Here is a 24,177-nt window from a genome sequence, read left to right as displayed (position 1 = left end):
CTTTGAAACGTCCAGTCCTGGAAGGAATCTTGATGTCCGAGAACCACGAGCCGCTGCCCGGTGAGGCATCCGCCGAGAGCCGCGGCTGTCCGGTCGACCACGGTCAGGGCGTACACCCGACCAGCGGGAACGCGAACCGCGAGTGGTGGCCGAACCAGCTGAACCTGAAGATCCTGGCCAAGAACCCGGCCGTGTCGAACCCGCTCGGTAAGGAGTTCGACTACGCCGCGGAGTTCAAGACGCTGGACCTGGCCGCGGTCAAGGCCGACATCGCCGAGGTACTCACCACCTCGCAGGACTGGTGGCCGGCCGACTTCGGCAACTACGGCCCGCTGATGATCCGGATGGCCTGGCACAGCGCCGGTACGTACCGGATCCACGACGGCCGCGGTGGCGCCGGCGCCGGGCAGCAGCGGTTCGCGCCGCTGAACAGCTGGCCGGACAACGGCAACCTGGACAAGGCCCGGCGGCTGCTCTGGCCGGTCAAGAAGAAGTACGGCCAGAAGATCTCCTGGGCCGACCTGATGATCCTCACGGGCAACGTCGCGCTGGAGACGATGGGCTTCAAGACGTTCGGCTTCGCCGGCGGCCGCGAGGACGTCTGGGAGCCGGAGACCGACGTGTACTGGGGCCCGGAGACCACCTGGCTCGACGACAAGCGGTACTCCGGTGACCGCGACCTCGAGCGCCCGCTCGGTGCGGTCCAGATGGGCCTCATCTACGTGAACCCGGAAGGCCCGAACGGCAACCCGGACCCGGTCGCCGCGGCCCGCGACATCCGCGAGACGTTCGGCCGGATGGCGATGAACGACGAGGAGACGGTCGCGCTGATCGCCGGCGGTCACACGTTCGGCAAGACCCACGGCGCCGGCCCGGCGGAGAACGTCGGCGCGGAGCCGGAGGGCGCGCCGATCGAGGCGCAGGGCCTCGGCTGGAAGAGCACGTACAACACCGGCAAGGGCAAGGACGCGATCACCAGCGGCCTCGAGGTCACCTGGACCACGAAGCCGACGCAGTGGTCGACGGACTTCTTCGACATCCTGTTCGGCTACGAATGGGAGCTGTCGCAGAGCCCGGCCGGCGCGAACCAGTGGGTGGCGAAGGATGCCGAGGCGATTATCCCGGACGCGTACGACGGCCCGAAGAAGCTGCCGACGATGCTGACCACCGACCTGTCGCTGCGGTTCGACCCGATCTACGAGCCGATCTCGCGGCGCTTCAAGGAGGACCCAGCGGCGTTCGCGGACGCGTTCGCGCGGGCCTGGTACAAGCTGACGCACCGCGACATGGGCCCGATCGTCCGGTACCTCGGCCCCGAGGTTCCGAGTGAGGTGCTGATCTGGCAGGACCCGTTGCCCGCGGTCGACCACGAGCTGGTCACCGACGCGGACGTGACCGCGCTGAAGGCCGCGATCGCCGCCTCCGGGCTGAGCGTCTCGCAGCTGGTCTCGACCGCGTGGGCGTCCGCGTCGACGTTCCGCGGCAGTGACAAGCGTGGTGGCGCCAACGGTGCCCGCATTCGCCTGCAGCCGCAGGCCGGCTGGGAGGTCAACAACCCCGACCAGCTCGCGCAGGTACTGCGTACGCTCGAAGGCATCCAGCAGTCCTTCGGCAAGCCGGTCTCGCTCGCGGACGTGATCGTCCTGGCCGGCGGTGTCGGTGTGGAGATCGCCGCGAAGAACGCCGGGTACGACGTCGTCGTACCGTTCACGCCGGGCCGTACGGACGCGACGGCGGAGCAGACCGACGCCGACTCGTTCGCCGCGCTCGAGCCGGTCGCGGACGGCTTCCGCAACTACTACGGCAAGGGCAACCGGCTGCCGGCCGAGTACCTGCTGCTCGACCGTGCGAACCTGCTCAAGCTGAGCGCTCCGGAGCTGACGGTCCTCGTCGGTGGTCTGCGGGTCCTCGGTGCGAACTACGACGGGTCGAAGTACGGCGTACTCACCGACAACCCCGGCACGCTGACGAACGACTTCTTCGTCAACCTGCTCGACCTCGGCACCGAGTGGCACGCCTCCGACGACAGCCAGGAGACCTTCGAGGGCACCGTCGACGGCAAGGTCAAGTGGACCGGCACTCGCGCCGACCTCGTCTTCGGCTCGAACTCCGAACTCCGCGCCGTCGCCGAGGTGTACGCAAGCGACGACGCCAAGGAGAAGTTCGTGAACGAGTTCGTCGCCGCCTGGCACAAGGTCATGGAGCTCGACCGCTTCGACCTGCACCGCTGACCCACCCGACCAACCGGCTCCCCCTGTCTGGAGGGGGAGCCGGTTCGTTTGGTCTACGAACGGCGTTCGGGCCAGCCCGTCGGTCCGGGCCGACCGTGCGCTGTGTGTTGAGACCTCGTGGACGACGGGCCGCTCGCGGGTCTGGCTGATACGCCGCCGACGATTGGTCGTGAGGTACTGAGTGGCTGCTGACCTGCCCAGGCATGCGCGATCGCACGCTTGGCGTCCAGCTCGGCCTGCCGGTTTGTGCCGCGGGCCGGCGCCCAGTCGTCGAACCGGTTGAGGCCGGGTTGGCGGTCGGACGGGTGACGGTTGAGCCGCGCGCAGACCTGGGCGTAGACGTTGTTCGTTCCGCGACGAGGCTTGATCGCGAGCAGCTCGCGCCTCGGGAGTCCGCCGGCCTCAGCTGGGCCGATCTCACGGAACACCAACCGGACGTCTGCGGGCCGCTGCGGATCAGAGCGAAGGTACGCGGTCACGCAGTCACGCAGGTCGCCCTTGCCCGGCGCGTACTTCAAGGCGTGATGCCCGTTGGACTTGCCGCTGGCGAGTTCACGCATCGTTCGCACGACTTCGCGCCTCAGAGCCGCCTCCGGACCGAGCGGGTTCTTCCTGGCCGCGGCCGCGATCCGGCGATAGTCGAGGTCGAACTCAGGTCCTGCCACGAGCCGGTACCCGATGGGCGCCGTCACGTGTCCCCGCGGTCCTCGCGGCGTAGTTCCTCGAGGATCTCCTGGGTGTCAGGTCCCATCCGGGCGGCCCATTCGTCCAGGTCGAGGGGGCGGCTGGTCGGGAGGGGCTCGGTGACATAAGTGCGGACAGTCGGGTCGTCGATCACACCGGCCGGCGGATGGTCGTCGCCGCGGAGGTCGCGGTACTGCGCGGTCGACATGACGACGGCCTCCGGTACTCCGTCAACACCCCACACCACGGGCAGCTCGTCCCCGCGCACGAGCGCCGCCAGCCGCTCGCCGAGCACCTCCACGTCCAGCACCTCGCCGAGGTCGGCGAACTGCTCCGGACCGTCGAGATCCTCGAACTCGTCGTACGTCAGAACGACCGCCTCAGGCACACCGCCACCGAAGCTGAACGAGCGGGTCCGTCCGGCCCGAAAGCGGTTGAGGACGTTCTCCAGATCGGACCGAATCTCGTCCACCGACGGCCAGTTGGGCATACTCGAATCTGTCCCTTCAGCAACTCTGAGGCGCGAATGATGACGTAAGCCTGGCATACGAAGGGCGTTCGGAGAGCCGTTATCCACAGGACTTCACGGTATTGGCGGCTTGGCTGGGGGGTCCGGGCGTGGCAGGCTGGCTGGGTTTGGATTTGGGCGGAAGGGGTCTGTCATGCGGTTTCATCATGATCGGGAGCCGGCGGGTGATCTGACCTTCAGTGACGTGTTCCTGGTGCCGAACCGGTCCGGAGTCGCGTCCCGGCTGGATGTCGACCTGTCGACGTCGGACGGGACGGGCGCGTCGATCCCGATCGTCGCGGCCAACATGACCGCGGTGTCGGGGCGGCGGATGGCGGAGACGATTGCCCGGTGTGGTGGGCTGGCGGTGATCCCGCAGGACATCCCGGTGGACGTGGTCGCCGAGGTCGTTGCCTGGGTCAAGCAACGGGACCCGGTACACGACACGGCGCTCACCCTGCCGCCGACGGGTACGGTCGGTGAGGCGCTGAACCTGCTTCCGAAGCGGAACCACGGCGCCGTGGTCGTCGTCGACCGAGGCCGTCCGGTCGGGGTGGTGACCGAGGCGGACTGCTCCGGAACCGATCGGTTCACGCAGCTCGACGCGATCATGTCGCGTGAGCTGCTGACGTTGCCGACCGGCATCGACCCGGAGGCGGCGTTCAACCAGCTGCACGACGGCCGCCACCGGCTCGCCCCGGTCGTCGACGCGCAAGGTCAGATCGTCGGCATCCTGACCCGCGAGCGCGCACTGCGCGCCACGCTCTACGACCCCGCGCTCGATGCGAACGGCAAGCTCCGGGTCGCCGCCGCGATCGGGATGAACGGCGACGCCGAGCAGAAGGCGAAAGCCCTGCTGGACGTGGGTGTCGACGTACTCGTCCTGGACACCGCGCACGGTCACCAGGAACGCATGCTCGAGGTCGTCGAACGCGTGCGCGCCCTCGGACCACAAGTGCCGATCGTGGCCGGCAACGTGGTGACCGCCGAGGGCGTCACCGACCTGGTCGACGCGGGCGCCGACATCGTGAAGGTCGGCGTCGGCCCGGGCGCGATGTGCACGACCCGGATGCAGACGGCCGTCGGCCGCCCGCAGTTCTCCGCCGTACTCGAATGTGCGACCCGGGCGCGGGAGCTCGGCAAGCACGTCTGGGCCGACGGCGGCGTACGGCATCCGCGGGACGTCGCGCTGGCGCTCGCGGCCGGGGCGTCGAGCGTGATGATCGGCTCCTGGTTCGCCGGTACGTACGAGTCGCCCGGCGACCCGCACCGCGACAGCCAGGGCCGCATCTACAAGGAGAGCTTCGGGATGGCGTCCGCCCGTGCGGTGAAGTCCCGGACCGCCGACGACTCGCCGTTCCAGCGGGCCCGGAAGAGCATCTTCGAGGAAGGGATCTCGACCGCCCGGATGTACCTGGACGCCGAGCGCCCGAGCGTCGAGGACCTGCTGGACTCGATCGTCTCCGGCATCCGGAGCTCCTGCACGTACGTCGGGGCCGGCAACCTGACCGAGTTCCACGAACGCGCCGTGGTCGGGCTGCAGACCGCCGCCGGGTACGCCGAGGGCAAGCCGCTCGACACCAGCTGGTTGTGATCACCCCGCGGGTGAGGTGGCGGCCCGGGAAGATCATGCGCCGGGCGATGGTCACGCACGGCGATCAGTGACACTGTGTACTCAACAGGGGGGAAGGGCACCGAACAACCGTCGGGGGGTCGGGGAACCGCTGGGGGAAGCGGATTCCGATCGACGCGGGGGCGCACAGTTGCCAGGTGTCCTGCTCGAGGTTGCGGGCGGTGGAAGAGTACGGCCGAGGCTTGGGAGGGCGACTCGGCGGCTCATCCATCGCCCGTAACTGCTTGCTCCGGGCGACGTACGGCGGCATAGTCGCAAGTGTTGGATTGCTGGGGTGCCGCTGTGGACGCAGACAAGGCTGCCCCGCTGCGGGTTGACGCCGAGACCGCCATCATCCTGCGCGAGGCGTACCACAAGATCGAGGCTTTGTTCCGTTCCGATCACTACGGTCTGTACGACTACGTGCGGGTAGTGGCCGGGAAGGTGTCGCACGTCGACGCGTTCTTCGTCGGCTTCCTGCAGGGCACCACGCGGGTGCGGTACCCGTACGGGTACGACGACGGCGAGTACGTGAACCCGGACACGCACAACTTCGGCCCGGACGGCCAGACGGCGTGGTTGCTCAAGCACCGGCAGACGTACCGGTATCCGTACGACAACGGAGCCGCCTTGCACGCCGGCGTACCGGTAGGTGATCTCGGGCGACGATCCGCGGACGCGGTGACGGTGCCGATCTTCCGGCCTGCGAAGGACGGGCCGGACCAGTTGTTCGGAATGCTGTCGATGCAGAGTTACAAGCCCAGCTCGTACGACGACAACGCGGTGCGGGCGTTCGAGTGGTTGTGTGCTGTGGTGCAGCGGGTGCTGACCCGGGAGGGCGAGGACCGTGAGGCGTTGCGGCTGCTGCCCGCGGGAGACGTCGGGCCGAACCTGCTGACGTCGGACCACGTGATGGAGTACCTGACGCACCGGGTCGCGTCGATCCGGGAGATCGCGGCCGAGGCGCTGCGCGAGCCGGACGTGAGTACCGCCGTACACACGCACCTGGAACGGATCGTCGACGCTGCCGAGCACATCCAGTCCGAGCTGATCGAGATGCTGATGGAGACCGATGAAGGGCCGGAGCGCCGCTTCATCAGTCTCACCAAGGCGCAGCAGGCGGTCGCCGTACTGCTCACCGACGGTCTCGACAACGACCAACTCGCCGCGGAACTGGGTGTCAGCCTCAACACCGTCAAGACCCACCTGAGCGCGATCCTCCGCAAATACGGCTTCCGCTCCCGCGCCCAGGTCGCCGACGACGTCCGCAAGTACCTGGCCCGCTAGTGTCCTCAGGACACTAGTACGAGCGGGCGACGTACGCCGTCAGTCCTCGTTCGTCGTCCTCGATCGGGAGCGAGCCGTCCGGGCGTTGCAGGCAGCGTACGGTGATACCGGACTCGGCCAGGCGGTCCTCGCCCTCCTCGCCGACCGCGTCGTACGGGCCAGCCGCCCAGCCGGACGCGGCGGCTTCGATCGCTTCGTCGACTGTGGACACGTCGGCGATGCGCGCTTCCTGATGCGCAGTTGCCTCGGCCAGTAGGTGTGCCTGGTCGGCGTCCAGGGCTGCTACTACGGTTGCGGTCAGGTCCGTCAGAGCGACGGCCGATTTGGTGGAGCGGAGACGGCGTACGACGGTCGCGGCGCCTGCGGCCAGGTCGCGGGGGCCCACCTCGATGCGGATCGGGACGCCCTTGAGCTCCCAGTTCACCGCGCGGCGGCCGAACGGCTGGTCCGCGCGGTCGTCGACGGTGACGCGCACACCGGCGGCCTGCAACTCGTCCGCGATCCCACGACACGCGGTGATCGCCGCGTCTTTGACGGCGAGTACGACGACCTGCACCGGGGCGACCGCGGGCGGTACCCGGAGGCCGTTGTCGTCGCCGTGGACCATGATCAGGCCGCCGACCATCCGGGTGCTGGTGCCCCAGGACGTCGTCCACGCGAGTTCGCGCTGTCCTTCGCGGGACAGGTACCCGATGTCGAACGCGCGGGCGAAGTTCTGCCCGAGCTCGTGGGACGTACCCATCTGCAGGGCTTTCCCGTCGGCTGCCATGGCCTCGAGCGTCATCGTGTTGACGGCACCGGCGAACCGTTCGCGGCGGGTCTTGCGGCCGGCGACGACCGGGATCGCGAGTACGTCGACCATCACCTCCCGGTAGACGTCGTACAGGATCTTCGTCGCGTACGCGCGGGCGTCCTCGGCGGAGACGTGGGCCGTGTGCCCCTCCTGCCAAAGGAATTCCGTACTCCGGAGGAACAGGCGCGGGCGGAGTTCCCAGCGGACGACGTTCGCCCACTGGTTGAGCAGCAGCGGGAGGTCGCGGTAACTCTGGATCCACTTCGCCAGGTATTCGCCGACAACGGTTTCCGACGTCGGCCGGATCACCGCGGGCTCCTCGAGTTGCTTGCCGCCGGCATGCGTCACCACGGCGAGCTCGGGGCTGAACCCTTCGACGTGCTCGGCCTCGCGCTGCAGGTAGCTCTCCGGGATCAGCAACGGGAAGTACGCGTTCGAGGCCCCGGTCGCCTTGATCCGCCGGTTCATTGCCTCCTGCAACAGTTCCCAGATCCCGTACCCGTACGGTCGCACGACCATGGTCCCCCGGACCGGCCCGTTCTCGGCGAGCTCGGCCTTGGCGATCACGTCCTGGAACCATCGGGGAAAGTCCGTCGCCTGCGACGCAAGCACGGAACGGGAAGCTGTCATGACGGTCAGTGTAGGAAGTTCGCACGATGCGCTGCCACGCATTTCTCAGTTGTCAAAGTTCACATGGGAGTGCCCGGGTGTTCACCACCGGGCCGAAAAGTTGGCCTGTACCCCGCTCGGATCTTGGAGGACTTGTGAGAGTACGTCGTGCGCCTGTGATCACCGCGTGCCTGGCCCTGCTCGGGCTCGCGGTCGGTGTCCCGAACGCCGCCGCGGACCGCGGCCCGGACCCGTACACGTTCGCCGTCATCGGCGACATCCCGTACGGCTCCGCCCAGATCGCCCGGTTCCCGAAGGTGGTCGACCAGATCAACGCGGACCAGCAGGTCAAGCTGGTCACCCATCTCGGCGACATCAAGGACGGCTCATCGGTCTGCAGCGACGAGTACTTCGCGCAGGTGAAGACCCAGTTCGACCGGTTCGTGGATCCGCTCGTCTACACGTCGGCGACAACGAATGGACCGACTGTCACCGGGTGAACAACGGCGGGTACAACCCGCTGGAGCGGCTGGCGAAGATCCGGCAGCTGTTCTTCCCGCAGCCGGGCCGCACGCTCGGGCAGCACTCGGTGAGGGTCGCCAGCCAGGTCGCGCAGGGCATCCCGGAGGACGTCCGGTTCACCCGCGGCGACGTCGCGTTCGCGGCCCTGCACATCGTTGGCAGCAACAACAGTATGGCGCCGTGGACCGGTCAGACCGCGCCGACGCCGGAGCAGACCGCCGAGGTGCTGAACCGTACGTCGGCCGTCATGCAGAGCATCCACGACACGTTCGCGCAGGCGCGGGCCGACCGCGACAAGGCCGTCGTACTGCTGACGCAGGCCGACATGTTCGACCCGACGGTGGCGAACCCGTCGTTCGCGGACTACTACGCGTTCCAGCCGATCGTGCAGGAGATCGCTCGCGAGTCGGCGAACTTCGGCGGCCCGGTGTACCTGTTCAACGGTGACAGCCACGTCTACAACAGCGACCAGCCGCTGGCTGCCGGCTCGAAGTGGCTCAGCTTCTACGGCGTGACCACGCCGACGGACAACCTGTCGCGGATCACCGTCGACGGCTCGACCAAGGACAACGACTACCTGCGAGTGACGATCGACCCGCGCGACCCCGCCGTACTGAGCTGGGTCCGGGTGCCGTTCACGTCCTGACCCCAACGCAAAGGGCGCCCGGGAAGTCCCGGGCGCCCTTTTCACACGGTCAGAGTGAGGCGAGTGCGTCGTTCCAGGTCTTGGACGGGCGCATGATCGCGGCCGCCTTGGCCGGGTCGGGCCGGTAGTAGCCGCCGAGGTCGGCCGGGCTGCCCTGGACGGCGAGGAGCTCGTCGACGATCGTCTGCTCGTTGGCGGCCAGTGTCTCCGCGAGCGGGGCGAACGCCTTCGCGAGGTCGGCGTCGTCGGTCTGGTTGGCCAGCTCCTGCGCCCAGTACAGGGACAGGTAGAAGTGGCTGCCGCGGTTGTCGATACCGCCGACCCGACGGGTCGGGGACTTGTCCTCGTTCAGGAACGTGGCGGTCGCCCGGTCCAGGGTGTCGGCGAGGATCTGCGCCCGCGCGTTGCCGGTCGCCTGCGCCAGGTGCTCGAAGCTCGCGGCCAGCGCGAAGAACTCGCCGAGGCTGTCCCAGCGCAAGTAGTTCTCCTTGACGAGCTGCTGCACGTGCTTCGGCGCCGAGCCGCCCGCGCCGGTCTCGAACAGGCCGCCGCCGGCCATCAGCGGTACGACCGACAGCATCTTCGCGCTGGTGCCCAGCTCGAGGATCGGGAACAGGTCGGTCAGGTAGTCGCGCAGCACGTTGCCGGTCACCGAGATCGTGTCCTCGCCGCGACGGATCCGCTCCAGCGAGAACTTGATCGCGTCCACCGGCGCGAGGATCCGGATGTCCAGTCCCTCGGTGTCGTGGTCGAACAGGTACTTCTGGACCTTGGTGATCAGCTGGGCGTCGTGCGCGCGGGTCTCGTCCAGCCAGAACACCGCCGGGTTGCTGGTCGCGCGGGCCCGGTTCACGGCCAGCTTGACCCAGTCCTGGATCGGGGCGTCCTTGGTCTGGCAGGCGCGGAAGATGTCGCCGGCCGAGACGGCCTGCTCGAGGACGACGTTCCCGGCCTGATCGACGAGCCGGACGGAGCCGGTGGTCTGGATCTCGAACGTCTTGTCGTGCGAGCCGTACTCCTCAGCCTTCTGCGCCATCAGGCCGACGTTCGGCACCGAGCCCATGGTGGCCGGATCGAACGCGCCGTGCGCGCGGCAGTCGTCGAGAACGGCCTGGTAGATCCCGGAGTAGCTGTGGTCGGGCAGTACGGCCAGCGTGTCGTGCTCGGCGCCGTCCGGGCCCCACATGTGGCCCGACGTACGGATCATGGCCGGCATCGACGCGTCGACGATCACGTCCGACGGGACGTGCAGGTTCGTGATGCCCTTGTCCGAGTCGACCATCGCGAGCTTGGGGCCGGCGGCGAGCTCGGCGTCGAAGGAGGCCTTGATCTCGGCGCCCTCCGGCAGCGAGGCGATCCCGTGCAGGATGCCGCCGAGGCCGTCGTTCGGGGTCAGGCCGGCCTTCGCCAGGACGTCGCCGTACTGCGCGAAGGTCTCCGGGAAGAACGCGCGTACGACATGGCCGAAGATGATCGGGTCGGACACCTTCATCATGGTGGCCTTCAGGTGCACCGAGAACAGGACGTCCTCGGCCTTCGCCCGCGCGACTTGCGCGGTCAGGAACTCCCGCAGCGCGGCCACATGCAGGACGGAGGCGTCGACGACCTCGTTGGCCAGTACCGGGATCGACTCGCGGAGCACGGTGGACGTGCCGTCGTCACCGACCAGCTCGATCCGCAGCGACCCGTCGGCCTCGATCACGGCCGACTTCTCGGTCGCGCGGAAGTCGTCGGTGTCCATGGTGGCGACGTTCGTCTTCGACTCGGGAGACCAGGCGCCCATCCGGTGCGGGTGGGTCTTGGCGTAGTTCTTCACCGAGGCAGGTGCGCGGCGGTCCGAGTTGCCCTCGCGGAGCACGGGGTTCACCGCGGAGCCCTTGATCTTGTCGTACCGGGCCTGGACGTCGCGCTCCTCGTCGGTCTTGGGCTCGTCCGGGTACTCCGGGAGGGCGTAGCCCTGGGACTGCAGCTCGGCGATCGCGGCCTTCAGCTGCGGGACGGACGCGGAGACGTTCGGCAGCTTGATGATGTTCGCCTCGGGCGTCTTCGCCAGCTCGCCGAGCTCGGCGAGCGCGTCCGCGATCCGCTGGTCTTCCTTCAGGTACTCCGGGAAGACCGCGAGGATGCGGCCCGCGAGTGAGATGTCCCGGGTCTCCACGCCGACACCGGCCTGGCCGGCGTACGCCTGGACGACAGGGAGGAACGAGTACGTGGCGAGCGCCGGAGCCTCGTCGGTGTGGGTGTAGATGATCGTCGAGTCAGTCACGGGCCCACCTTATCCGGCGTACGACGTACTCCTTCGTGGCCCGGATCACGCTCACTCCAGGTCGTCGGGATGCGCGAGCGTGATACCGGCGGCGACGGTGACCGCGCTGGTGAACGCCAGGGCGTCGATGGGGGAGGACGAGGCGACTGTCGCCCCGGCCAGCGAGGCGAGGCCCTTGGCGCCGTCCCAGGTGCAGTCGACGAAGACCGCCTTGGCCGCCTTGACCTGGGAGAACTCGACGCCGGACAGGTCGCAGCCGCGGAACACGGCGCCGGTCAGGTCCGCGGACACGAAGTCGGCGTTCTGCAGCCGGCAGTCGGTGAACCCGGTCCTGACGAACTTCGCGAACCGGAACGAGGCGAAGTCGAGCACGGTGTCGCGGACTGTGACGTGCTGGAAGGTCGCGCCGGGGCCGGCGAAGCCGATCATCCGGGCGCCGGAGACGGCGACCCGGGTCAGGGCTGCGTCGGCCCAGCGGGAGTTGGCGAGGTCACACTGGGTGAGCTCGGCGTCCACCAGGATGAGCTTCTCCAGGTCGGAGCCGGCCAGCTTGGCTCGCGTCAACCGGCAGCCGCTGATCTCGACGTGCTCCGCCTCGACGTCGCTCAGGTCCACGTCTTCCAGCTGAAGGTCGAGCAACCGCTCCTCGTCCTCCAGCGCCTGAGGAACTGCGGAGTCGAGTTGAGCACGAAGGCGAGGCGCGGCGATCTTCACCCCACCGACCGTAGCCGGGACCACGGACAGCCGCGGTTCGTCAGGTGGTGCGGAGGTAGTGGGCGGCGGCGCCTATGAGGGCTGAGTGTTCGGTGTCGTGGGTGGCGGAGGCGGGGAAGTTGAGGGACGAGTGGATCAGGTCGAAGGCTCCTGCTATCGAGCCGCCCAGGACCGTGTGGGTGACCCCGAAGCGTTCCAGCCAAGGGGTCAGGGCTTTGGCCAGGTCGGTGAAGCAGGCAATCAGGACTTCGTGGGCGGTGGCGTCGCCGGCTCGGGCCAGGTCGGCTATTTCCTTGACGCCGGGGGCTTCCTGGTCGGTCTGGTCGGTGTAGCGGCGGAGGATGGCCCGGGCGGAGATCGCGTCCTCGAGGGGCTTTCCGGCGTACTTCGTCCTGTACAGCTCACCGCCCGGTGGGACGGTGTCGCCGTCGCGGACCACGCGGCCGTCGGCGAGGAACGCCGTACCGATGCCGGTGCCGATCGTCACCCCGACGCAGCGTTCCACCCCGCGGACCTCGCCGGCGGTCCACTCGCCGACCGCGAACGCCTCGGCGTCGTTCATGAACAACAGCCGGTCGATACCGAGTTCGTTGCCCAGGGCAGCGCCCAGGTTGAACCCGTACAGCTGATCGAACTTTCCCTGGTCGCGGTACCAGGCGACGCCGGTCGCGAAGTCGAACGGTCCCGGCAGCGCCACCGCCAGACCGTTTGCCAGCGGCAACTTCCGGGCCGCGTCCGCGAGCTGCGAAACCACCTCGGCTGCCGCCGCCTGGGACTCGAGCTTGGCCCGGTCCACCTCGGTCACGTCCCACGTCCCCGGCGCCACCACGGCCGCGGTCACGTGACTTCCCCCGATCTCCAGCACCGCTACGTCCATCCGCACATCATCGCAGCAGCGAACGAGTGACCAGGAACCACGGACAGTGAGTCCGGTGGACCAGGGGAACCTGGACGCGATCCTGTCCGTAGAGTGACAGGAGCGAGGGGATCGAATGCCGACCGAGAGCAGGACCACGTCCGCGGTCGCGGCGCTGAGCGTCGCGGTGGCAGTGATCGGTCATGCGCTCGTCGGGGGCGGTGGCGTGCCGTTGGGCGTCGTACCTCCGTTGGCCGCCCTCGCCGGGGTCTGCTGGCTTCTCGGGGAGTACCTGGCCGGGGAGCGGCTGCTGACCGGGTTGGTGCTGGCTGCGGTCCAGTTGTTCGTCCACGTCACGTTGGACTCGGCAACCATGCACCACGGGATGTCGATCACGGACAGCCTGGTGATGACCGGCGCGCATCTCGCCGCGCTGCTTGCGGGCGTTCTCGCGGTCAGCCGGGCGCACCGATGGATCCATCGAGTACGGCGGGTCCTCGCGTGGCTCCTGCCCGAACTGCCGGTACTGCGTCCCGTACAGATCCCCACCGCACCCCGTTGCTTCAGTGCGTGGACGCCGACCGGCGACAGGCACGGTACGAGCGTCACCGAGCGCGGGCCTCCCGGCGTACGAGTAGCTGCAGCTGTCTGAACCCGGTGCCTCGCGCCGGACTACTCGTATGCCTTGAAAGGTTCTCTCATGCCCAAGAGATATGCCCTGCGCGCTGCAGGGATCGCCGCGGCGTCCGTGCTCGTGGTGGTCGGCGCCGCGAGCTCGGCATCGGCGCACGTCACCGTGTCGTCGCCAGATGCCAAGCCCGGTGGGTACGGCAAGCTCGTGTTCCGCGTGCCGACCGAGTCGGACAACACCAGTACGACGAAGCTCGTCGTCTCGCTGCCCAAGGACCACCCGTTCGCGCATGTCGGTGCGCAGCTGAAGGACGGGTGGAAGGTGGAGAAGAAGGAAGAGAAGCTGCCGGCTCCGGTGAAGGTCGGCGATGTGACGCTGACCAAGGCGATCACGACGGTAACCTGGACCGCGACCGCGGGCGGCATCCCGCCGAACGACTTCGACGAGTTCGCGTTGTCGGTCGGGAAACTGCCGGACGGGGTGGACTCGCTGAGCTTCCCGACCGCGCAGACGTACAGCGACGGTGAGGTGGTGAAGTGGGCGGACGCCGCGAAGGACGGCGCCGACGAGCCCGAGCATCCCGCGCCGACGCTGAAGCTCGCTGCTGCAGTCATGCCTGTCTCCACCGACTCTTCGGATACTTTGGCCCGGTGGCTGGGCGGTGGTGGGTTGCTGGTCGGACTGCTCGGTCTGGCGTTCGGTCTGCGCCCACGCAGGGTTGCCGAGGCCAAGTAGTCATGCGACGACTGTTCGCAGTACTGGCCGCGTCGCTGCTCATGCTGGCGGGCTCCGCCGGCGTGGCGGCGGCGCACGCCAAGCTCGAGTCGATGACGCCCGGCGACGGTACGTCGATGGCCGCGCCGCCGACGAAGGTCGTACTGACCTTCAACGAACCCGTCGGCTCCAACGGCACGCAGGTCCAGGTGAACTCGCCCAGCGGCAAGAACGTCGCGAACGGCGACGCCCAGGTGGTCGACAACACGGTCACGCAACCGGTCGGCGCGATGGTCGAGGCCGGCAAGTACACGGTCGAAGCCCGCGTGGTCTCGGACGACGGCCACCCGATCACGATCTCGGGCTCGTTCACCGTCACGCACGCCGGTCATCCCGCCACCGATCCGAACGCGGCCGGCGCAGCGCCGTCCGAGGGCAACTCCAGCACCGTGACGATCGTCGCGATGTGCCTGGTGATGCTCGTGGTCGTCGCGCTCGCCGTGGTGATCGTCCGCCGCCGCCCCGCGTCGTGACGAGCGAGCAATCCGCACCAGGCGGGCGGCTGCCGGCCCGCCTGGTCGTTCCGGCGATGGTTGCCGCCGGCATCGTTGCGATGGTGGTCGCGCTGCTGGCCGCCGGCGGTGCTCCGAAGCGTGCCGCCCACGGGCTGCTCGGCGCGGGCCTCGGCATCTCGTGGGCCGTTCCGGTACTACGGATCCTCGCCGACGGCGCCGCCGTCGCGACCGGTGGTGCCGTGATTGCGGTCGTCCTGTTCCTGCCGGCGAAGGACGGGAAGCTCGGTAGTAAAGCGATTCGCGCCTGCCAGGACGCCGCGCTCGCGGCCGGGATCTGGGCGGTCGCGAGTGTCGGCGGCCTGATCGCGACGGCGACCGTCATTCTCGGTATTCCGCTGTCGCACCTGGCGGAGCATGCGGGACCGGCCGGCCAGATCAGCCAGGTGCGTGCGCTGGCGGTTGCCGTGGTGCTGACCGCCGTACTCGCCGTCACGCTCAGCGGTACCAAGACATTGCGTGGCGCACGGGTGGCCGCCGTACTGACCATCGCCGCGCTGATCGGTCCGCTGCTCACCGGCCACGGTGCGATCGATAGAACCAACGTGTGGTCGGTCCTCGCCACCACGTCGCTCCTTGTCCATGTCGTCGCCGCGACCGCCTGGGTCGGCGGGCTGGCCGCTGTACTGCGGTACACCCGATCGCGGGAGGCGGTCGAGCTCTTCAGCACGCTCGCGCTCGTGTGTGCCGTGACGATGGGGATCACCGGGCTGCTGACCGCGGAGATCCACCTCGACGGGCGGCAGGGCGGGTGGGGGCTGATCACGCAGTGGGTGACGAGCGGGTACGGCGCCCTCGTGTTCGCGAAGACGGTGGCGTTCGCGTCCCTCGTGGCAGTCGGCTGGTGGCACCGCCGTACGACACTGCCCGAGCTGTCGACCGGCAACCCGGCCGCGTTCCGCCGGCTCGCCGCGGTCGAGCTGGTGATCATGGCCGGCACGATCGGCCTGGCCGTGGCACTTTCCCGCACGCCATGACTCGGTGACATGTCAACGTCCGTCCGTACAATAAGCAGATGACGGAACAGCGGTGGCTCGACGAGCGTGAGGCGCGACTGTGGCAGTCGTACCGCGACACGCATCGCGAACTGATGCGCGCGCTCGAGGCGCGGATGATCACCAACTCGGGCCTGTCCGGCGCCGACTACGCCCTGCTGCACCCGTTGTCCGAGGCCGAGGACGGCGTACTGCGGACCCGTGACCTCGGCCGCTCCGTCGGGTGGGAGCGCAGCCGGCTGTCGCACCAGGTCAGCCGGATGGAGAAACGCGGCCTGGTCTGCCGCGAGGAGTGCACGTCGGACGCCCGCGGCTCGATGGTCCGCCTCACCGAACTCGGCCGCAAGGCGATCGCCGCCGCCGGCCCCGACTACGTCGACGCCGTCCGCGCGTACTTCTTCGACCGCCTCAGCCCCGACGAACAGACTCAACTGACCACCCTGCTCGAGCGGATCGCCGCCGACCTCCCGATCACCTGCGCCACCCCGGACTGCGTGGACTGACGCCCGGACACGCCGTTACGGAGAGCGATCGGAGCCAAGCCCCGGAAAGAATGATGGCGTCTCGTTCAGATGCGCGCTGGATTTGACAATCGTTTTCACTAACGTGAGGATGTGGCGCGTGGCCGAGGCATGGGGTAGGCGTGGGTTCCTGGGGGTGGCCGGTGCTGCGGGACTGGCTGCGATCGCCGGTTGTGGGGCTGCGGCGGCGGAGCCGAAGCAGGGTGGGCGGTTGCGGGCCGTGTACGCCGGCGGCGGGGCGAAGGAGGTGCTCGACCCGCACGTGCAGAGCCTGTTCGTGGACATCGCGCGGCACAAGGCGATCTACGAGAAGCTCGTCGAGCTCGGTCCGGACCTGAAGCCGGTACCGCGGCTCGCGTCCAGGTGGGACCACGACAGGACGGCGACCACCTGGCGGTTCACCTTGCGGGACGCGACGTTCCACGACGGCGCCAAGCTCGTCGCCGACGACGTGCTGTACAGCCTCAGCCGGATTGTGGATCCCGCCGTACCGGAACGGGTCGCACAGTCCTCGTTCGCGACGCTGGATCTCAAGCGCAGCAAGGCGATCGGCCCGTCGACCGTCGAGCTGGTGCTGACCGAGCCGAACGCCGAGTTCCCGGCTTTGCTCGCCGGCATCGGCACACAGATCGTCCGCAACGGGTTCAAGGATCCGGCGAAACCCGTTGGCACGGGCCCTTTCCGGTACGTGTCCTTCGAGGCGGGTCGTTCGATGGTCGCCTCTCGGTACGCCGACTACTGGGACGGCCCGGCGCGGATCGAGGAACTGCACATCCTGTCCGCGGACTCCGAGGCGCGCGCGAACGCCGTCCAAGGCGGCCAGGCGGAGTACGCGAACGACATGACCGCGACGTTCGCGCGGACCGCCGAGGCCGGGAAGACGGTACGGATCGTGGCCGCGAAGGCGAGCACGATGCAGGCGTTCGTGATGAAGGTCGACCAGCCACCGTTCGACAACCCCGACGTACGGCTCGCGTTCAAGCTGCTCGCGGACCGGCAACGGCTGGTCGACGTCGTACTCGCGGGCCGCGGCGAGGTCGGGAACGACCTGTTCGGCAAGGGATATCAGTACTATCCGGCCGAGCTGCCGGCTCGTGAGCGGGATGTGGACCGGGCGAAGTCGTTGCTGGCGAAGGCCGGTCTGGTGGGGCGCGAGGTGGAGATCTTCACCGCGGAGGCGTCGGCCGGGTTCGTCGAGGCGGCGACGTTGTTCGCGGAGCAGGTCGCGGAGGCCGGGGTGCGGTTGAAGGTGACGACCGGCAGCCCGCAGACGTACGCGAAGGACCTGCTGACGAAGGGGGCCATCGGCAACCACCGGTCCGGGGCGATGCCGATCCCGCAGTACATCACCGACCGGCTGCTGTCGCGTTCGCCGTTCAACGTGACGCATTGGCGGCGGCCGGCGTTCGACGCCGGGTTCGCGGCGGCGCGGGCGGTGACGGACGAGGCGGAGCGGTCCCGGCGGTACGGCGTACTGCAGAAGACGTTGCGCGACGAGGGCGGGATCCTCGCGTGGGGCCTGCCGGACTACCTCGTGGCGGTTTCGGCGAAGGTGCAGGGGGTGCAGGCGGTGCCGCCGAACACTCTGGACCAGGGCCGGTTCGACAAGGTGTGGCTGGCCTGAATGCGGTCGTACGTCGGCCAGCGGGCCTTGCTCGCGGTGGCTCAGCTTGCCGTGCTGTCCGTTCTCGTGTTCGTGCTGACGTCGTTGCTGCCGGGGGACGCGGCTGAGCTGCGGTTCACCGAGACGCTGACGCCGTCGCAGGTCGCCGCGTTGCGTGCCGAGCTGGGGCTGGACCAACCGCCGGTCGAGCGGTTCGTGCACTGGTTGGGGAACGTGCTCACTGGTGATCTCGGTACGTCGTTGATCAGCGGCGGTCCGGTCGCCGGCATCGTACGGCACTCGATCGGGGCGACGCTGGTCCTGACGCTGGCCACGCTCGCGGTCGTCGTACCGCTGGCCGTTGCCCTGGGCATCGTGATGGGCACCCGCGAGAACGGGCGGGTCGACCGGACGATCACGTCGATCACGTTGGCGTTGTCGGCGATCCCGGACTTCGTGATCGCAGTGGTGCTGGTGGCGGTGTTCTCGTTGAAGCTCGGGTGGCTGCCGGCGACCTGGATCGGCGGCAACCTGCTCGGCTCGCCGGGGTTGCTGATCCTGCCGGTCGCTGTGTTGTTCGGGCGGACGGTGTGTCTGCTGTCGCGACAGGTTCGGGCCGGGACGGTGGCGGCCTTGCACGCGGAGTACGTCACGCAGGCTCGCCGGCTTGGGGTGCCGCGACGGCAGTTGCTGCTCCGGCACGTGCTGCCCAACGCTGCAGTTCCGGGGGTGCAGGAGTTGGCTCGCACCGGCGACACGCTGCTCGGTGGGGTGCTGGTGGTCGAGGCGATCTTCGCGATTCCAGGGTTTGCGACCGCGCTGGTCGATGGGGTGGAGACCCGCGATGTGCCAGTGGTCCAGGGGCTCACACTGGTGTTGGCGGTCGCCGCGCTGTTGATCAACCTCGCCGCAGACCTCGTCTGCAACCGCCTGGTTCCTCGGTCGGAGCTCCTCCGATGAGCACGCTTGGTGCTGGCAGCAGCCCGCTGCGTGGAGCAGTTGGTGGTGTGGTTGCGATCGGGCTGGTCTTGGTGCCGTTGGTCGTTGCTGTGTTCGGGCCGTTGGTGCCGTACGACGCTCGCCACGGGCTGCCGTACTCGCCTGGAGGTTTGCTGGGGACGGACGGGTTGGGGCGGGACGTCTTCGGACTGTTGCTTGTTGGCGGGCGGTCGGCTCTGGGGATGGCGCTGGGGGCGGTGGTGCTGGCGTACGTGGTGGGTGGGCTGATCGGGCTGACGGCTGCCTCCACCCGGCATCGGTGGTTGGACGAGGGCTTGATGCGGCCGCTCGACGTACTGCTGCCGTTGCCGTCCCTGCTTGTGATCAGTGTGGTTGCTGTTGGTTGGCGAGCGTCCGCGTTGGCGATCACAGTGGCTGTCGCGATGGTGAACGTACCGACGGTGGCTCGGCTGGTTCGGGCGGCTGCGTTGGATGCGGCGAGCGGACCTGTCGTCGAGGCGCTGCGGATGCAGCGGGAGTCGTGGGTCCGGATCCAGCTCGGGTACGTGGGACGCTCGGTGCTCGGGCCGGTCGCGGCCGATCTCGGGACGCGGATCACGCTGGCCGTGTTCCTCGTTGCTTCGGTCAACTTCCTCGGGCTCGGGTTGAGCCCGACCGCGCCTGATTGGGCCGTCAGCGTTTCCCGCAACCGCGAGGGTTTGCTCCTGCAGCCGTGGTCGGTACTCGCACCAGCTCTTCTGCTCGTGTCCTTCACCCTCGGTTTCAACCTCCTCGCCGACCGCCTCGTGCACAGATCGCGTCGCCTGGTCGAGGTGTCCAGATGAACCTCGTACGAGTCGACGGGCTGTCTGCGACCGCGGGGGACATGGTGCTGGTGGATGGGGTGTCGTTCGAGGTTGTTGCGGGGGAGGTGACGGCGCTCGTCGGTGCGTCCGGCGCGGGGAAGACCACGGCGGCGTTGGCGGTGTTGGGAGAGAGTGGGGACGGCGTGCGGTTGGAGGGGTGCGTCGAGGTTGCTGGTCTCAAGGTTGTCGACGGCAACGGTGTGACGGGAGTCGACGTACGTGGGCGAGTGGTCGCCTACATGCCGCAGCATCCGGGGAGTGCGCTGAACCCAGCCCGTCGGATCGGTACGACGCTGCGCGAGCTGGCCAAGCTCCACGACGGTGACCCGGCCGCGGCGCTCCGGGCCGCGCAGCTGCCCGCGGAAAACGCAACCCTGAGACATTTTCCGCATCAGTTTTCCGGTGGCCAACGGCAACGGATCGCCCTCGCCCAGGCCCTCACCTGCCGGCCGCAGGTGCTCGTCCTCGACGAACCGAGTACCGGCCTCGACTCCATCACCCGGCTGCGACTGGTCCACGAACTCCGCGAGCTCGCCGCGACCGGGCTCGGCATCTTGCTGCTCAGTCACGATCTCGATCTGGTCCGCGCGCTCGCTACCCGCATCGTCGTGCTCGACGCCGGCCGAGTGGTCTCCGGCGTACTGCCCGAGACCACCGGCCTGCCGACCCTGGGAACCTCCAGCGAAGGTCAACCGTTGCTCAGGGCAATGAACCTGTCAGCCTCGCTGCGGCCCCGCGGCCGCGACCTCGTCCTGCACGAGGTCGGCCTCGCCGTGCGTGCGGGCAGCTGTCTCGGTGTCGTCGGCCGTTCCGGCAGCGGCAAGACCACGCTCGCCCGCTGCCTGGCCGGCCTGCACGAACGCCACACCGGCACGATCCACCTCGACGATCGGCCACTCCCGGTACTGCGCAAACGCACCCGCGAGCAACACCGCCGGGTGCAGTACGTATGGCAGGAGGTCCGCGGCTCCTTCGACGAGCGGCGCCCCGTCGACCAGCAGGTCGCCCGTACGGCGGAACGCCTGCGCGGCCTCGCCCCGCAACAGGCCCACGCGGAGGCCGTCGCGACCCTCGCCCGCCTCGGCGTCGCCGCGATCACCGCCGCCCGCCGACCGAGCAGGTTGTCCGGCGGCGAACTCCAGCGCGCCGCTCTCGCCCGGGCCGTCCTTGCGGACCCCGACGTCCTGATCTGCGACGAGATCACCACCGCGCTCGACGATCGCGGTACGGCGCTCGTCCTCGAGCTGCTCGGCGACCTGAAGGCTCGCGGTACCGCGCTGATCTGGATCGGCCACGACCTCGGACTGGTTGCCGCCGTCGCCGACGAGGTGCTCGTCCTCGACGCCGGCCGCGTGGTCGAGCAAGGTCCGCCCGCGACCCTCACGACCGAACCGCGGCACGACCTGACCCGGCAGCTGGTCGCGGCCGGCCGGATCGGTACCCCCGACTCTCCGCCCGCACCCATCGACATGAGGAGCGAACCGCGCCGATGACGCGACTGCACGACCACCTGGCGGAGGCGATCAAGGATCCGGACCCGATCCGGGTGGACGACCTGATCTGCCTGCGGTTCGAGACGATGAAGGTGTACTCCGCCCTCGGCGCCGTCCGGCATCTCCTGGAGACCGGCCGGGTCAGCCCCGGTGACACGCTGATCGACAGCTCGAGCGGGATCTACGCGCACGCGCTCGCGCTCGCCTGCCACCGGTACGGGATGAAGTGCCACATCGTCGGCTCCACCACGGTCGACCGGACGCTGCGGATCCAGCTCGAGATCCTCGGCGCGACCGTCGAGCAGGTGCCGTCGTCGAACAACCTGCAACTCGACCAGAACCTCCGGGTCCGCCGGATCGGCGAGATCCTTCGCGCCAACCCGACGTACCACTGGATGCAGCAGTACCACGACGACATCCACTACCTCGGGTACCGGGCGGTCGCGGACCTGGTCGCCTCGCTGGTGCCGTCCGGGCCGCTGTGCCTGGTGGGTGGTGTCGGTACGGGCGCCTCCACCGGCGCGATCGCAGCGTACCTGCGCGACAGCGGGCGGGACGTGAACCTGGTCGGCGTCCAACCCTTCGGGAGTGTGACGTTCGGGGCCGGGCACACGCAGGACCCGGAGATGATCATCGCCGGAATCGGCAGTTCGATCGAGTTCCGGAACGTGCGGCACGCGCTGTACGACCGGCTGCACTGGATTTCCTTCGAGTACGCGATGTCGGCGGCCGTGGATCTGCTCCGGACGTCCGGCGTTTTCGCGGGGCTGTCGGCCGGGGCGGCGTACCTGTCGGCGTTGTGGGAACACGGTTGCGACCGCGACAGGAAACACGTCTTCCTGGCCGCGGACACCGGGACCCGGTACGTCGAGTCCGCGTTCGCCCGGCATGCCGAGGCGCGGCCGATGGCGTCGATGCGGCCGCGGGAGATCGACTCGCTCGACGACCTCGCGGTGCCGTGGTCGGCGATGTCCTGGGATCGACGCGAGTCGGAGCAACTCCACACTCTCCACTACACCCCTGAAAGGCTGCCATGACCGTTGCTGAGCTCACCGCGTCTGTTCTCGCCGGTTCACCTTCACCTGCGGACTTCGACATCACCAGCGCGTTCTGGCTGCACCACACGACCCGCCTACCCGGCGCCGACGTCACCTATCGGAACTACTACATACTGCTGAGAGTTGGAGAGGTCTTCGGCGCCTGTTCGTTCGAGGCCGGTGAACTCGACCCGGAGTACTGCGCCGACACCTCCGGCCACACGATCGCCGACGTACTCACAGACGGCCCGCTCCCACTGCGAATCGCCGCCCTGGACGCCTACCTGGCAGCGGTCGAGCCGCACCACACCTCGCCGTACGCCGAGGAGATCGTCCTCCCCGCCGGTACGCCGGACGTCCGCGCGAAGGCCCGCGACGCCGCCGTGGCCGGCCTGCTGGATGTTGCCGACGGCACCAAGGTCGCCCTGATCGGCGTCGTCAACCCCCTCGTCGACGCGATCACCGCCCGCGGCGGCAGCTGCCTGCCCTGCGACTTCAACCTCCGCGAGACCGCCTCCGGTCTGCCCGTCTCGAAGGACATGACGGAGGTGATCGACGCGGCCGACGCAGTGGTGGCCACCGGGATGACGCTGTCCAACGGCAGCTTCGACGTCCTCCTGCAAAGTTGCCGGGAGCAAGCGAAACCGCTCGCGATCTACGCCCAGACCGGCAGTGCCGTCGCCCGCGCCTTCCTCGGAAACGGCGTTACCGCGCTGTCCGCAGAACCCTTTCCGTTTTCCCAGTTCAGCTCCCGCCCGAGCAGCCTCTACCGCTACCGGACGGACACATGAGCACCCAGCAACTCACCGCCGAAGTCCCCGGCGATCTCCGGATGGCCAAGCGTTTGTGGCCGTTCCTGCTCGCCTCGACCGTGAGCCTGATCCCGTTCACGGTCTTCGGGATGTACCTGGTGCCGATCTCCGACGCCGCCGGTGGGAGCGTTGCGGAGATCGGTGGACTCCGTGGGCTCGGCGGACTCGCGGCGCTCGCGGTCGGCGTACTGCTGGCGCCGCTGATGGACCGCGCGCCGCGCGAGCTGGTCGCCGCGGCCGGTCTCGCGTTGCTCGGGGTCTCGGCGGCGTTAGGTGCGGTGGGCAACGTGTTCGCGCTGGCTGCCTTCTGCCTGCTGATCGGTGCCTCGACGTCGATCCTCGCACCGTCGATCGGCGCCGCCGCGGCGGACCGGTTCCGCTCTCCGGCCGCCGCGGGCCGGGCCGCCACCCTCGTATCGGCCACCACGAGTGCGATGGCGATGCTCGCCGCGCCGGTGCTCGCCGGACCGGGCCTGATCTGGGGCTGGCGCGGCAACCTCCTCGCCGCCTCGGTGATCGCGCTCGTACTCTCGGCCGCCTTCTTCGTCCGCGGACGGGGACGCAAGGCGCCGGTCGCCGGCAAGGAGCGCGTGAGCTACCTGGCGACGTACCGCGAACTCGCCCGCATCCCCGGCGCGGTACCGCTGCTCGCGGTCGCGATGCTGAGGACGGCGGCCTTCATGGGGTACCTCGCGTACCTAGCCGCGTTCTACGACGAGAAGTTCGACCTCGCGCCGGGGTGGTTCGCGCTGGTCTGGTCGCTCAGCGGAGCAGCGTTCTTCCTCGGCAACCTGCTCTCCGGCCGCTACCTCGCCACCGGCCGCGCCCGGACCGAACGGTTCCTCCTCGTCGGCATCACCGTCGCGCTGATCGCCGTCGGCGCGTTCTACTTCTCGCCGCCCCTCCCGCTCACGCTGTTCCTGACCGCGGTCATGGGCGCGAGCCACGCGACCGTCGCGGCCTGCGTCACCACCCTCCTGGTCCGCCGCAGCGGCGACCTCCGCGGCTCGGCCCTCAGCGTGAACGCCGCCGGCATGAGCCTCGGCACCTTCCTCGGCGCCGCCGTCGGCGGCCTGGGTCTGGCCCTCGGCGGCTACCCCGGCACGGCACTCACCTTCGCCGTACTCACCCTGGTTGCCACCGTCTGCGCACTCCGCGTCCACCGCACCCCCTGACACCGCCCCGCCTTTCGTGGGCTCACCCACGAGCTGCAGGGTTCGCCCATCGGATTCCCAGTCCCAAACCCCACCTCTCGTGAGTCCACCC

The 24,177-nt window shown here is 69.0% G+C and carries 23 protein-coding genes; 17 read left to right on the top strand and 6 right to left on the bottom strand.

Translation table 11 applies throughout. The features are described 5' to 3' along the window. Positions 1-32 precede the first annotated feature (32 nt). On the top strand, positions 33-2,231 hold the full coding sequence (gene katG / locus ACZ5BU_RS03635) for a catalase/peroxidase HPI (RefSeq protein WP_465695237.1): 2,199 nt from the start codon (positions 33-35) through the stop codon (positions 2,229-2,231). Between the two features lie 53 nt (positions 2,232-2,284). On the opposite strand, the gene ACZ5BU_RS03630 is transcribed toward katG, so the two are convergent. Continuing rightward, complete coding sequence (locus ACZ5BU_RS03630) at positions 2,285-2,923, bottom strand: hypothetical protein (RefSeq protein WP_465695235.1); 639 nt, start codon at positions 2,921-2,923, stop codon at positions 2,285-2,287. Then, positions 2,920-3,405: a hypothetical protein gene (locus ACZ5BU_RS03625; RefSeq protein WP_465695234.1), complete on the bottom strand. Its 486-nt coding sequence runs from the start codon at positions 3,403-3,405 to the stop codon at positions 2,920-2,922. The genes ACZ5BU_RS03630 and ACZ5BU_RS03625 overlap by 4 nt, the downstream gene beginning before the upstream one ends. A 172-nt stretch (positions 3,406-3,577) precedes the next feature. On the opposite strand from ACZ5BU_RS03625, the gene ACZ5BU_RS03620 reads away from it, so the two are divergent. Together ACZ5BU_RS03620 and ACZ5BU_RS03615 are read left to right on the top strand one after the other, a co-directional pair. Next, entirely contained in the window at positions 3,578-5,017 is a 1,440-nt protein-coding gene (locus tag ACZ5BU_RS03620; RefSeq protein ID WP_465695232.1) for a GuaB1 family IMP dehydrogenase-related protein, read from the top strand. A gap of 321 nt (positions 5,018-5,338) precedes the next feature. Further along, positions 5,339-6,322 (top strand): helix-turn-helix transcriptional regulator, encoded by a 984-nt coding sequence (locus ACZ5BU_RS03615; protein WP_465695231.1) that lies wholly within the window; start codon positions 5,339-5,341, stop codon positions 6,320-6,322. Between the two features lie 13 nt (positions 6,323-6,335). On the opposite strand, the gene proS is transcribed toward ACZ5BU_RS03615, so the two are convergent. Then, positions 6,336-7,745, bottom strand: coding sequence for a proline--tRNA ligase (gene proS, locus ACZ5BU_RS03610; RefSeq protein WP_465695230.1), 1,410 nt, complete (start codon positions 7,743-7,745; stop codon positions 6,336-6,338). 134 nt (positions 7,746-7,879) lie between these two features. Here proS and ACZ5BU_RS03605 point away from each other — a divergent pair, with 134 nt between their 5' ends. Next, on the top strand, positions 7,880-8,224 hold the full coding sequence (locus ACZ5BU_RS03605; RefSeq protein ID WP_465695228.1) for a metallophosphoesterase: 345 nt from the start codon (positions 7,880-7,882) through the stop codon (positions 8,222-8,224). After that, positions 8,221-8,892 carry a hypothetical protein gene (locus tag ACZ5BU_RS03600; protein ID WP_465695227.1) on the top strand — a complete coding sequence of 224 codons (672 nt, stop codon included), beginning with the start codon at positions 8,221-8,223 and terminating at the stop codon, positions 8,890-8,892. The genes ACZ5BU_RS03605 and ACZ5BU_RS03600 overlap by 4 nt, the downstream gene beginning before the upstream one ends. Before the next feature lie 49 nt (positions 8,893-8,941). On the opposite strand, the gene ACZ5BU_RS03595 is transcribed toward ACZ5BU_RS03600, so the two are convergent. The 3 genes from ACZ5BU_RS03595 to ACZ5BU_RS03585 are packed head-to-tail and all read right to left on the bottom strand — an operon-like array spanning position 8,942 to position 12,749. Continuing rightward, positions 8,942-11,158, bottom strand: a complete 2,217-nt coding sequence (locus tag ACZ5BU_RS03595) for an NADP-dependent isocitrate dehydrogenase (RefSeq protein WP_465695225.1) — start codon at positions 11,156-11,158, stop codon at positions 8,942-8,944. Between the two features lie 51 nt (positions 11,159-11,209). Further along, the gene (locus ACZ5BU_RS03590; protein ID WP_465695224.1) at positions 11,210-11,872 is read right to left on the bottom strand and encodes a pentapeptide repeat-containing protein; all 663 of its coding nucleotides are present in this window, start codon (positions 11,870-11,872) and stop codon (positions 11,210-11,212) included. 40 nt (positions 11,873-11,912) lie between these two features. Further along, positions 11,913-12,749 (bottom strand): ROK family protein, encoded by an 837-nt coding sequence (locus tag ACZ5BU_RS03585; RefSeq protein WP_465695223.1) that lies wholly within the window; start codon positions 12,747-12,749, stop codon positions 11,913-11,915. A gap of 115 nt (positions 12,750-12,864) precedes the next feature. Between ACZ5BU_RS03585 and ACZ5BU_RS03580 the strand changes: the two genes are divergently transcribed. From ACZ5BU_RS03580 to ACZ5BU_RS03525, 12 genes are all read left to right on the top strand, one after another. Beyond that, positions 12,865-13,380 (top strand): hypothetical protein, encoded by a 516-nt coding sequence (locus ACZ5BU_RS03580; protein WP_465695222.1) that lies wholly within the window; start codon positions 12,865-12,867, stop codon positions 13,378-13,380. A 48-nt stretch (positions 13,381-13,428) separates the two neighbouring features. Continuing rightward, positions 13,429-14,094, top strand: coding sequence for a YcnI family copper-binding membrane protein (locus ACZ5BU_RS03575; protein ID WP_465695220.1), 666 nt, complete (start codon positions 13,429-13,431; stop codon positions 14,092-14,094). Positions 14,095-14,096: 2 nt separating this feature from the next. Continuing rightward, positions 14,097-14,606 carry a copper resistance CopC family protein gene (locus tag ACZ5BU_RS03570; RefSeq protein ID WP_465695219.1) on the top strand — a complete coding sequence of 170 codons (510 nt, stop codon included), beginning with the start codon at positions 14,097-14,099 and terminating at the stop codon, positions 14,604-14,606. Next, a complete protein-coding gene (locus ACZ5BU_RS03565; RefSeq protein ID WP_465695218.1) occupies positions 14,603-15,622 on the top strand; it encodes a copper resistance D family protein in 1,020 nt (339 codons plus the stop codon). Before ACZ5BU_RS03570 ends, ACZ5BU_RS03565 begins: the two co-directional genes overlap by 4 nt. Positions 15,623-15,660: 38 nt before the next feature. Then, the gene (locus ACZ5BU_RS03560; protein WP_465695216.1) at positions 15,661-16,143 is read left to right on the top strand and encodes a MarR family winged helix-turn-helix transcriptional regulator; all 483 of its coding nucleotides are present in this window, start codon (positions 15,661-15,663) and stop codon (positions 16,141-16,143) included. A gap of 118 nt (positions 16,144-16,261) precedes the next feature. Then, positions 16,262-17,785, top strand: coding sequence for an ABC transporter substrate-binding protein (locus ACZ5BU_RS03555; protein ID WP_465695214.1), 1,524 nt, complete (start codon positions 16,262-16,264; stop codon positions 17,783-17,785). Then, a complete protein-coding gene (locus ACZ5BU_RS03550; RefSeq protein WP_465695212.1) occupies positions 17,786-18,724 on the top strand; it encodes an ABC transporter permease in 939 nt (312 codons plus the stop codon). Continuing rightward, positions 18,721-19,548, top strand: coding sequence for an ABC transporter permease (locus ACZ5BU_RS03545; protein WP_465695210.1), 828 nt, complete (start codon positions 18,721-18,723; stop codon positions 19,546-19,548). Before ACZ5BU_RS03550 ends, ACZ5BU_RS03545 begins: the two co-directional genes overlap by 4 nt. Beyond that, the gene (locus tag ACZ5BU_RS03540) at positions 19,545-21,062 is read left to right on the top strand and encodes an ABC transporter ATP-binding protein (protein WP_465695208.1); all 1,518 of its coding nucleotides are present in this window, start codon (positions 19,545-19,547) and stop codon (positions 21,060-21,062) included. The genes ACZ5BU_RS03545 and ACZ5BU_RS03540 overlap by 4 nt, the downstream gene beginning before the upstream one ends. Further along, positions 21,059-22,099: a pyridoxal-phosphate dependent enzyme gene (locus tag ACZ5BU_RS03535; RefSeq protein ID WP_465695207.1), complete on the top strand. Its 1,041-nt coding sequence runs from the start codon at positions 21,059-21,061 to the stop codon at positions 22,097-22,099. Before ACZ5BU_RS03540 ends, ACZ5BU_RS03535 begins: the two co-directional genes overlap by 4 nt. After that, entirely contained in the window at positions 22,096-22,890 is a 795-nt protein-coding gene (locus tag ACZ5BU_RS03530) for a Rossmann-like domain-containing protein (protein WP_465695206.1), read from the top strand. Before ACZ5BU_RS03535 ends, ACZ5BU_RS03530 begins: the two co-directional genes overlap by 4 nt. Continuing rightward, positions 22,887-24,086 carry an MFS transporter gene (locus ACZ5BU_RS03525; protein ID WP_465695204.1) on the top strand — a complete coding sequence of 400 codons (1,200 nt, stop codon included), beginning with the start codon at positions 22,887-22,889 and terminating at the stop codon, positions 24,084-24,086. The genes ACZ5BU_RS03530 and ACZ5BU_RS03525 overlap by 4 nt, the downstream gene beginning before the upstream one ends. Positions 24,087-24,177 lie beyond the last annotated feature (91 nt).

Source organism: Kribbella sp. NPDC031520 (genome assembly GCF_055580825.1).
Note: the sequence above shows the minus strand (reverse complement) of the source record. Positions and strands in the feature narration are given on the sequence as shown.

Coding starts and splice junctions, on each gene's coding strand:
- ACZ5BU_RS03620 (WP_465695232.1), top strand. CDS start 3,578: ATGCGGTTTCATCATGATCGGGAGCCGGCGGGTGATCTGACCTTCAGT.
- ACZ5BU_RS03585 (WP_465695223.1), bottom strand. CDS start 12,749: ATGGACGTAGCGGTGCTGGAGATCGGGGGAAGTCACGTGACCGCGGCC.
- ACZ5BU_RS03535 (WP_465695207.1), top strand. CDS start 21,059: ATGACGCGACTGCACGACCACCTGGCGGAGGCGATCAAGGATCCGGAC.
- ACZ5BU_RS03530 (WP_465695206.1), top strand. CDS start 22,096: ATGACCGTTGCTGAGCTCACCGCGTCTGTTCTCGCCGGTTCACCTTCA.
- ACZ5BU_RS03545 (WP_465695210.1), top strand. CDS start 18,721: ATGAGCACGCTTGGTGCTGGCAGCAGCCCGCTGCGTGGAGCAGTTGGT.
- ACZ5BU_RS03575 (WP_465695220.1), top strand. CDS start 13,429: ATGCCCAAGAGATATGCCCTGCGCGCTGCAGGGATCGCCGCGGCGTCC.
- ACZ5BU_RS03550 (WP_465695212.1), top strand. CDS start 17,786: ATGCGGTCGTACGTCGGCCAGCGGGCCTTGCTCGCGGTGGCTCAGCTT.
- proS (WP_465695230.1), bottom strand. CDS start 7,745: ATGACAGCTTCCCGTTCCGTGCTTGCGTCGCAGGCGACGGACTTTCCC.
- ACZ5BU_RS03540 (WP_465695208.1), top strand. CDS start 19,545: ATGAACCTCGTACGAGTCGACGGGCTGTCTGCGACCGCGGGGGACATG.
- ACZ5BU_RS03570 (WP_465695219.1), top strand. CDS start 14,097: ATGCGACGACTGTTCGCAGTACTGGCCGCGTCGCTGCTCATGCTGGCG.
- ACZ5BU_RS03580 (WP_465695222.1), top strand. CDS start 12,865: ATGCCGACCGAGAGCAGGACCACGTCCGCGGTCGCGGCGCTGAGCGTC.
- ACZ5BU_RS03560 (WP_465695216.1), top strand. CDS start 15,661: ATGACGGAACAGCGGTGGCTCGACGAGCGTGAGGCGCGACTGTGGCAG.
- ACZ5BU_RS03525 (WP_465695204.1), top strand. CDS start 22,887: ATGAGCACCCAGCAACTCACCGCCGAAGTCCCCGGCGATCTCCGGATG.
- katG (WP_465695237.1), top strand. CDS start 33: ATGTCCGAGAACCACGAGCCGCTGCCCGGTGAGGCATCCGCCGAGAGC.
- ACZ5BU_RS03625 (WP_465695234.1), bottom strand. CDS start 3,405: ATGCCCAACTGGCCGTCGGTGGACGAGATTCGGTCCGATCTGGAGAAC.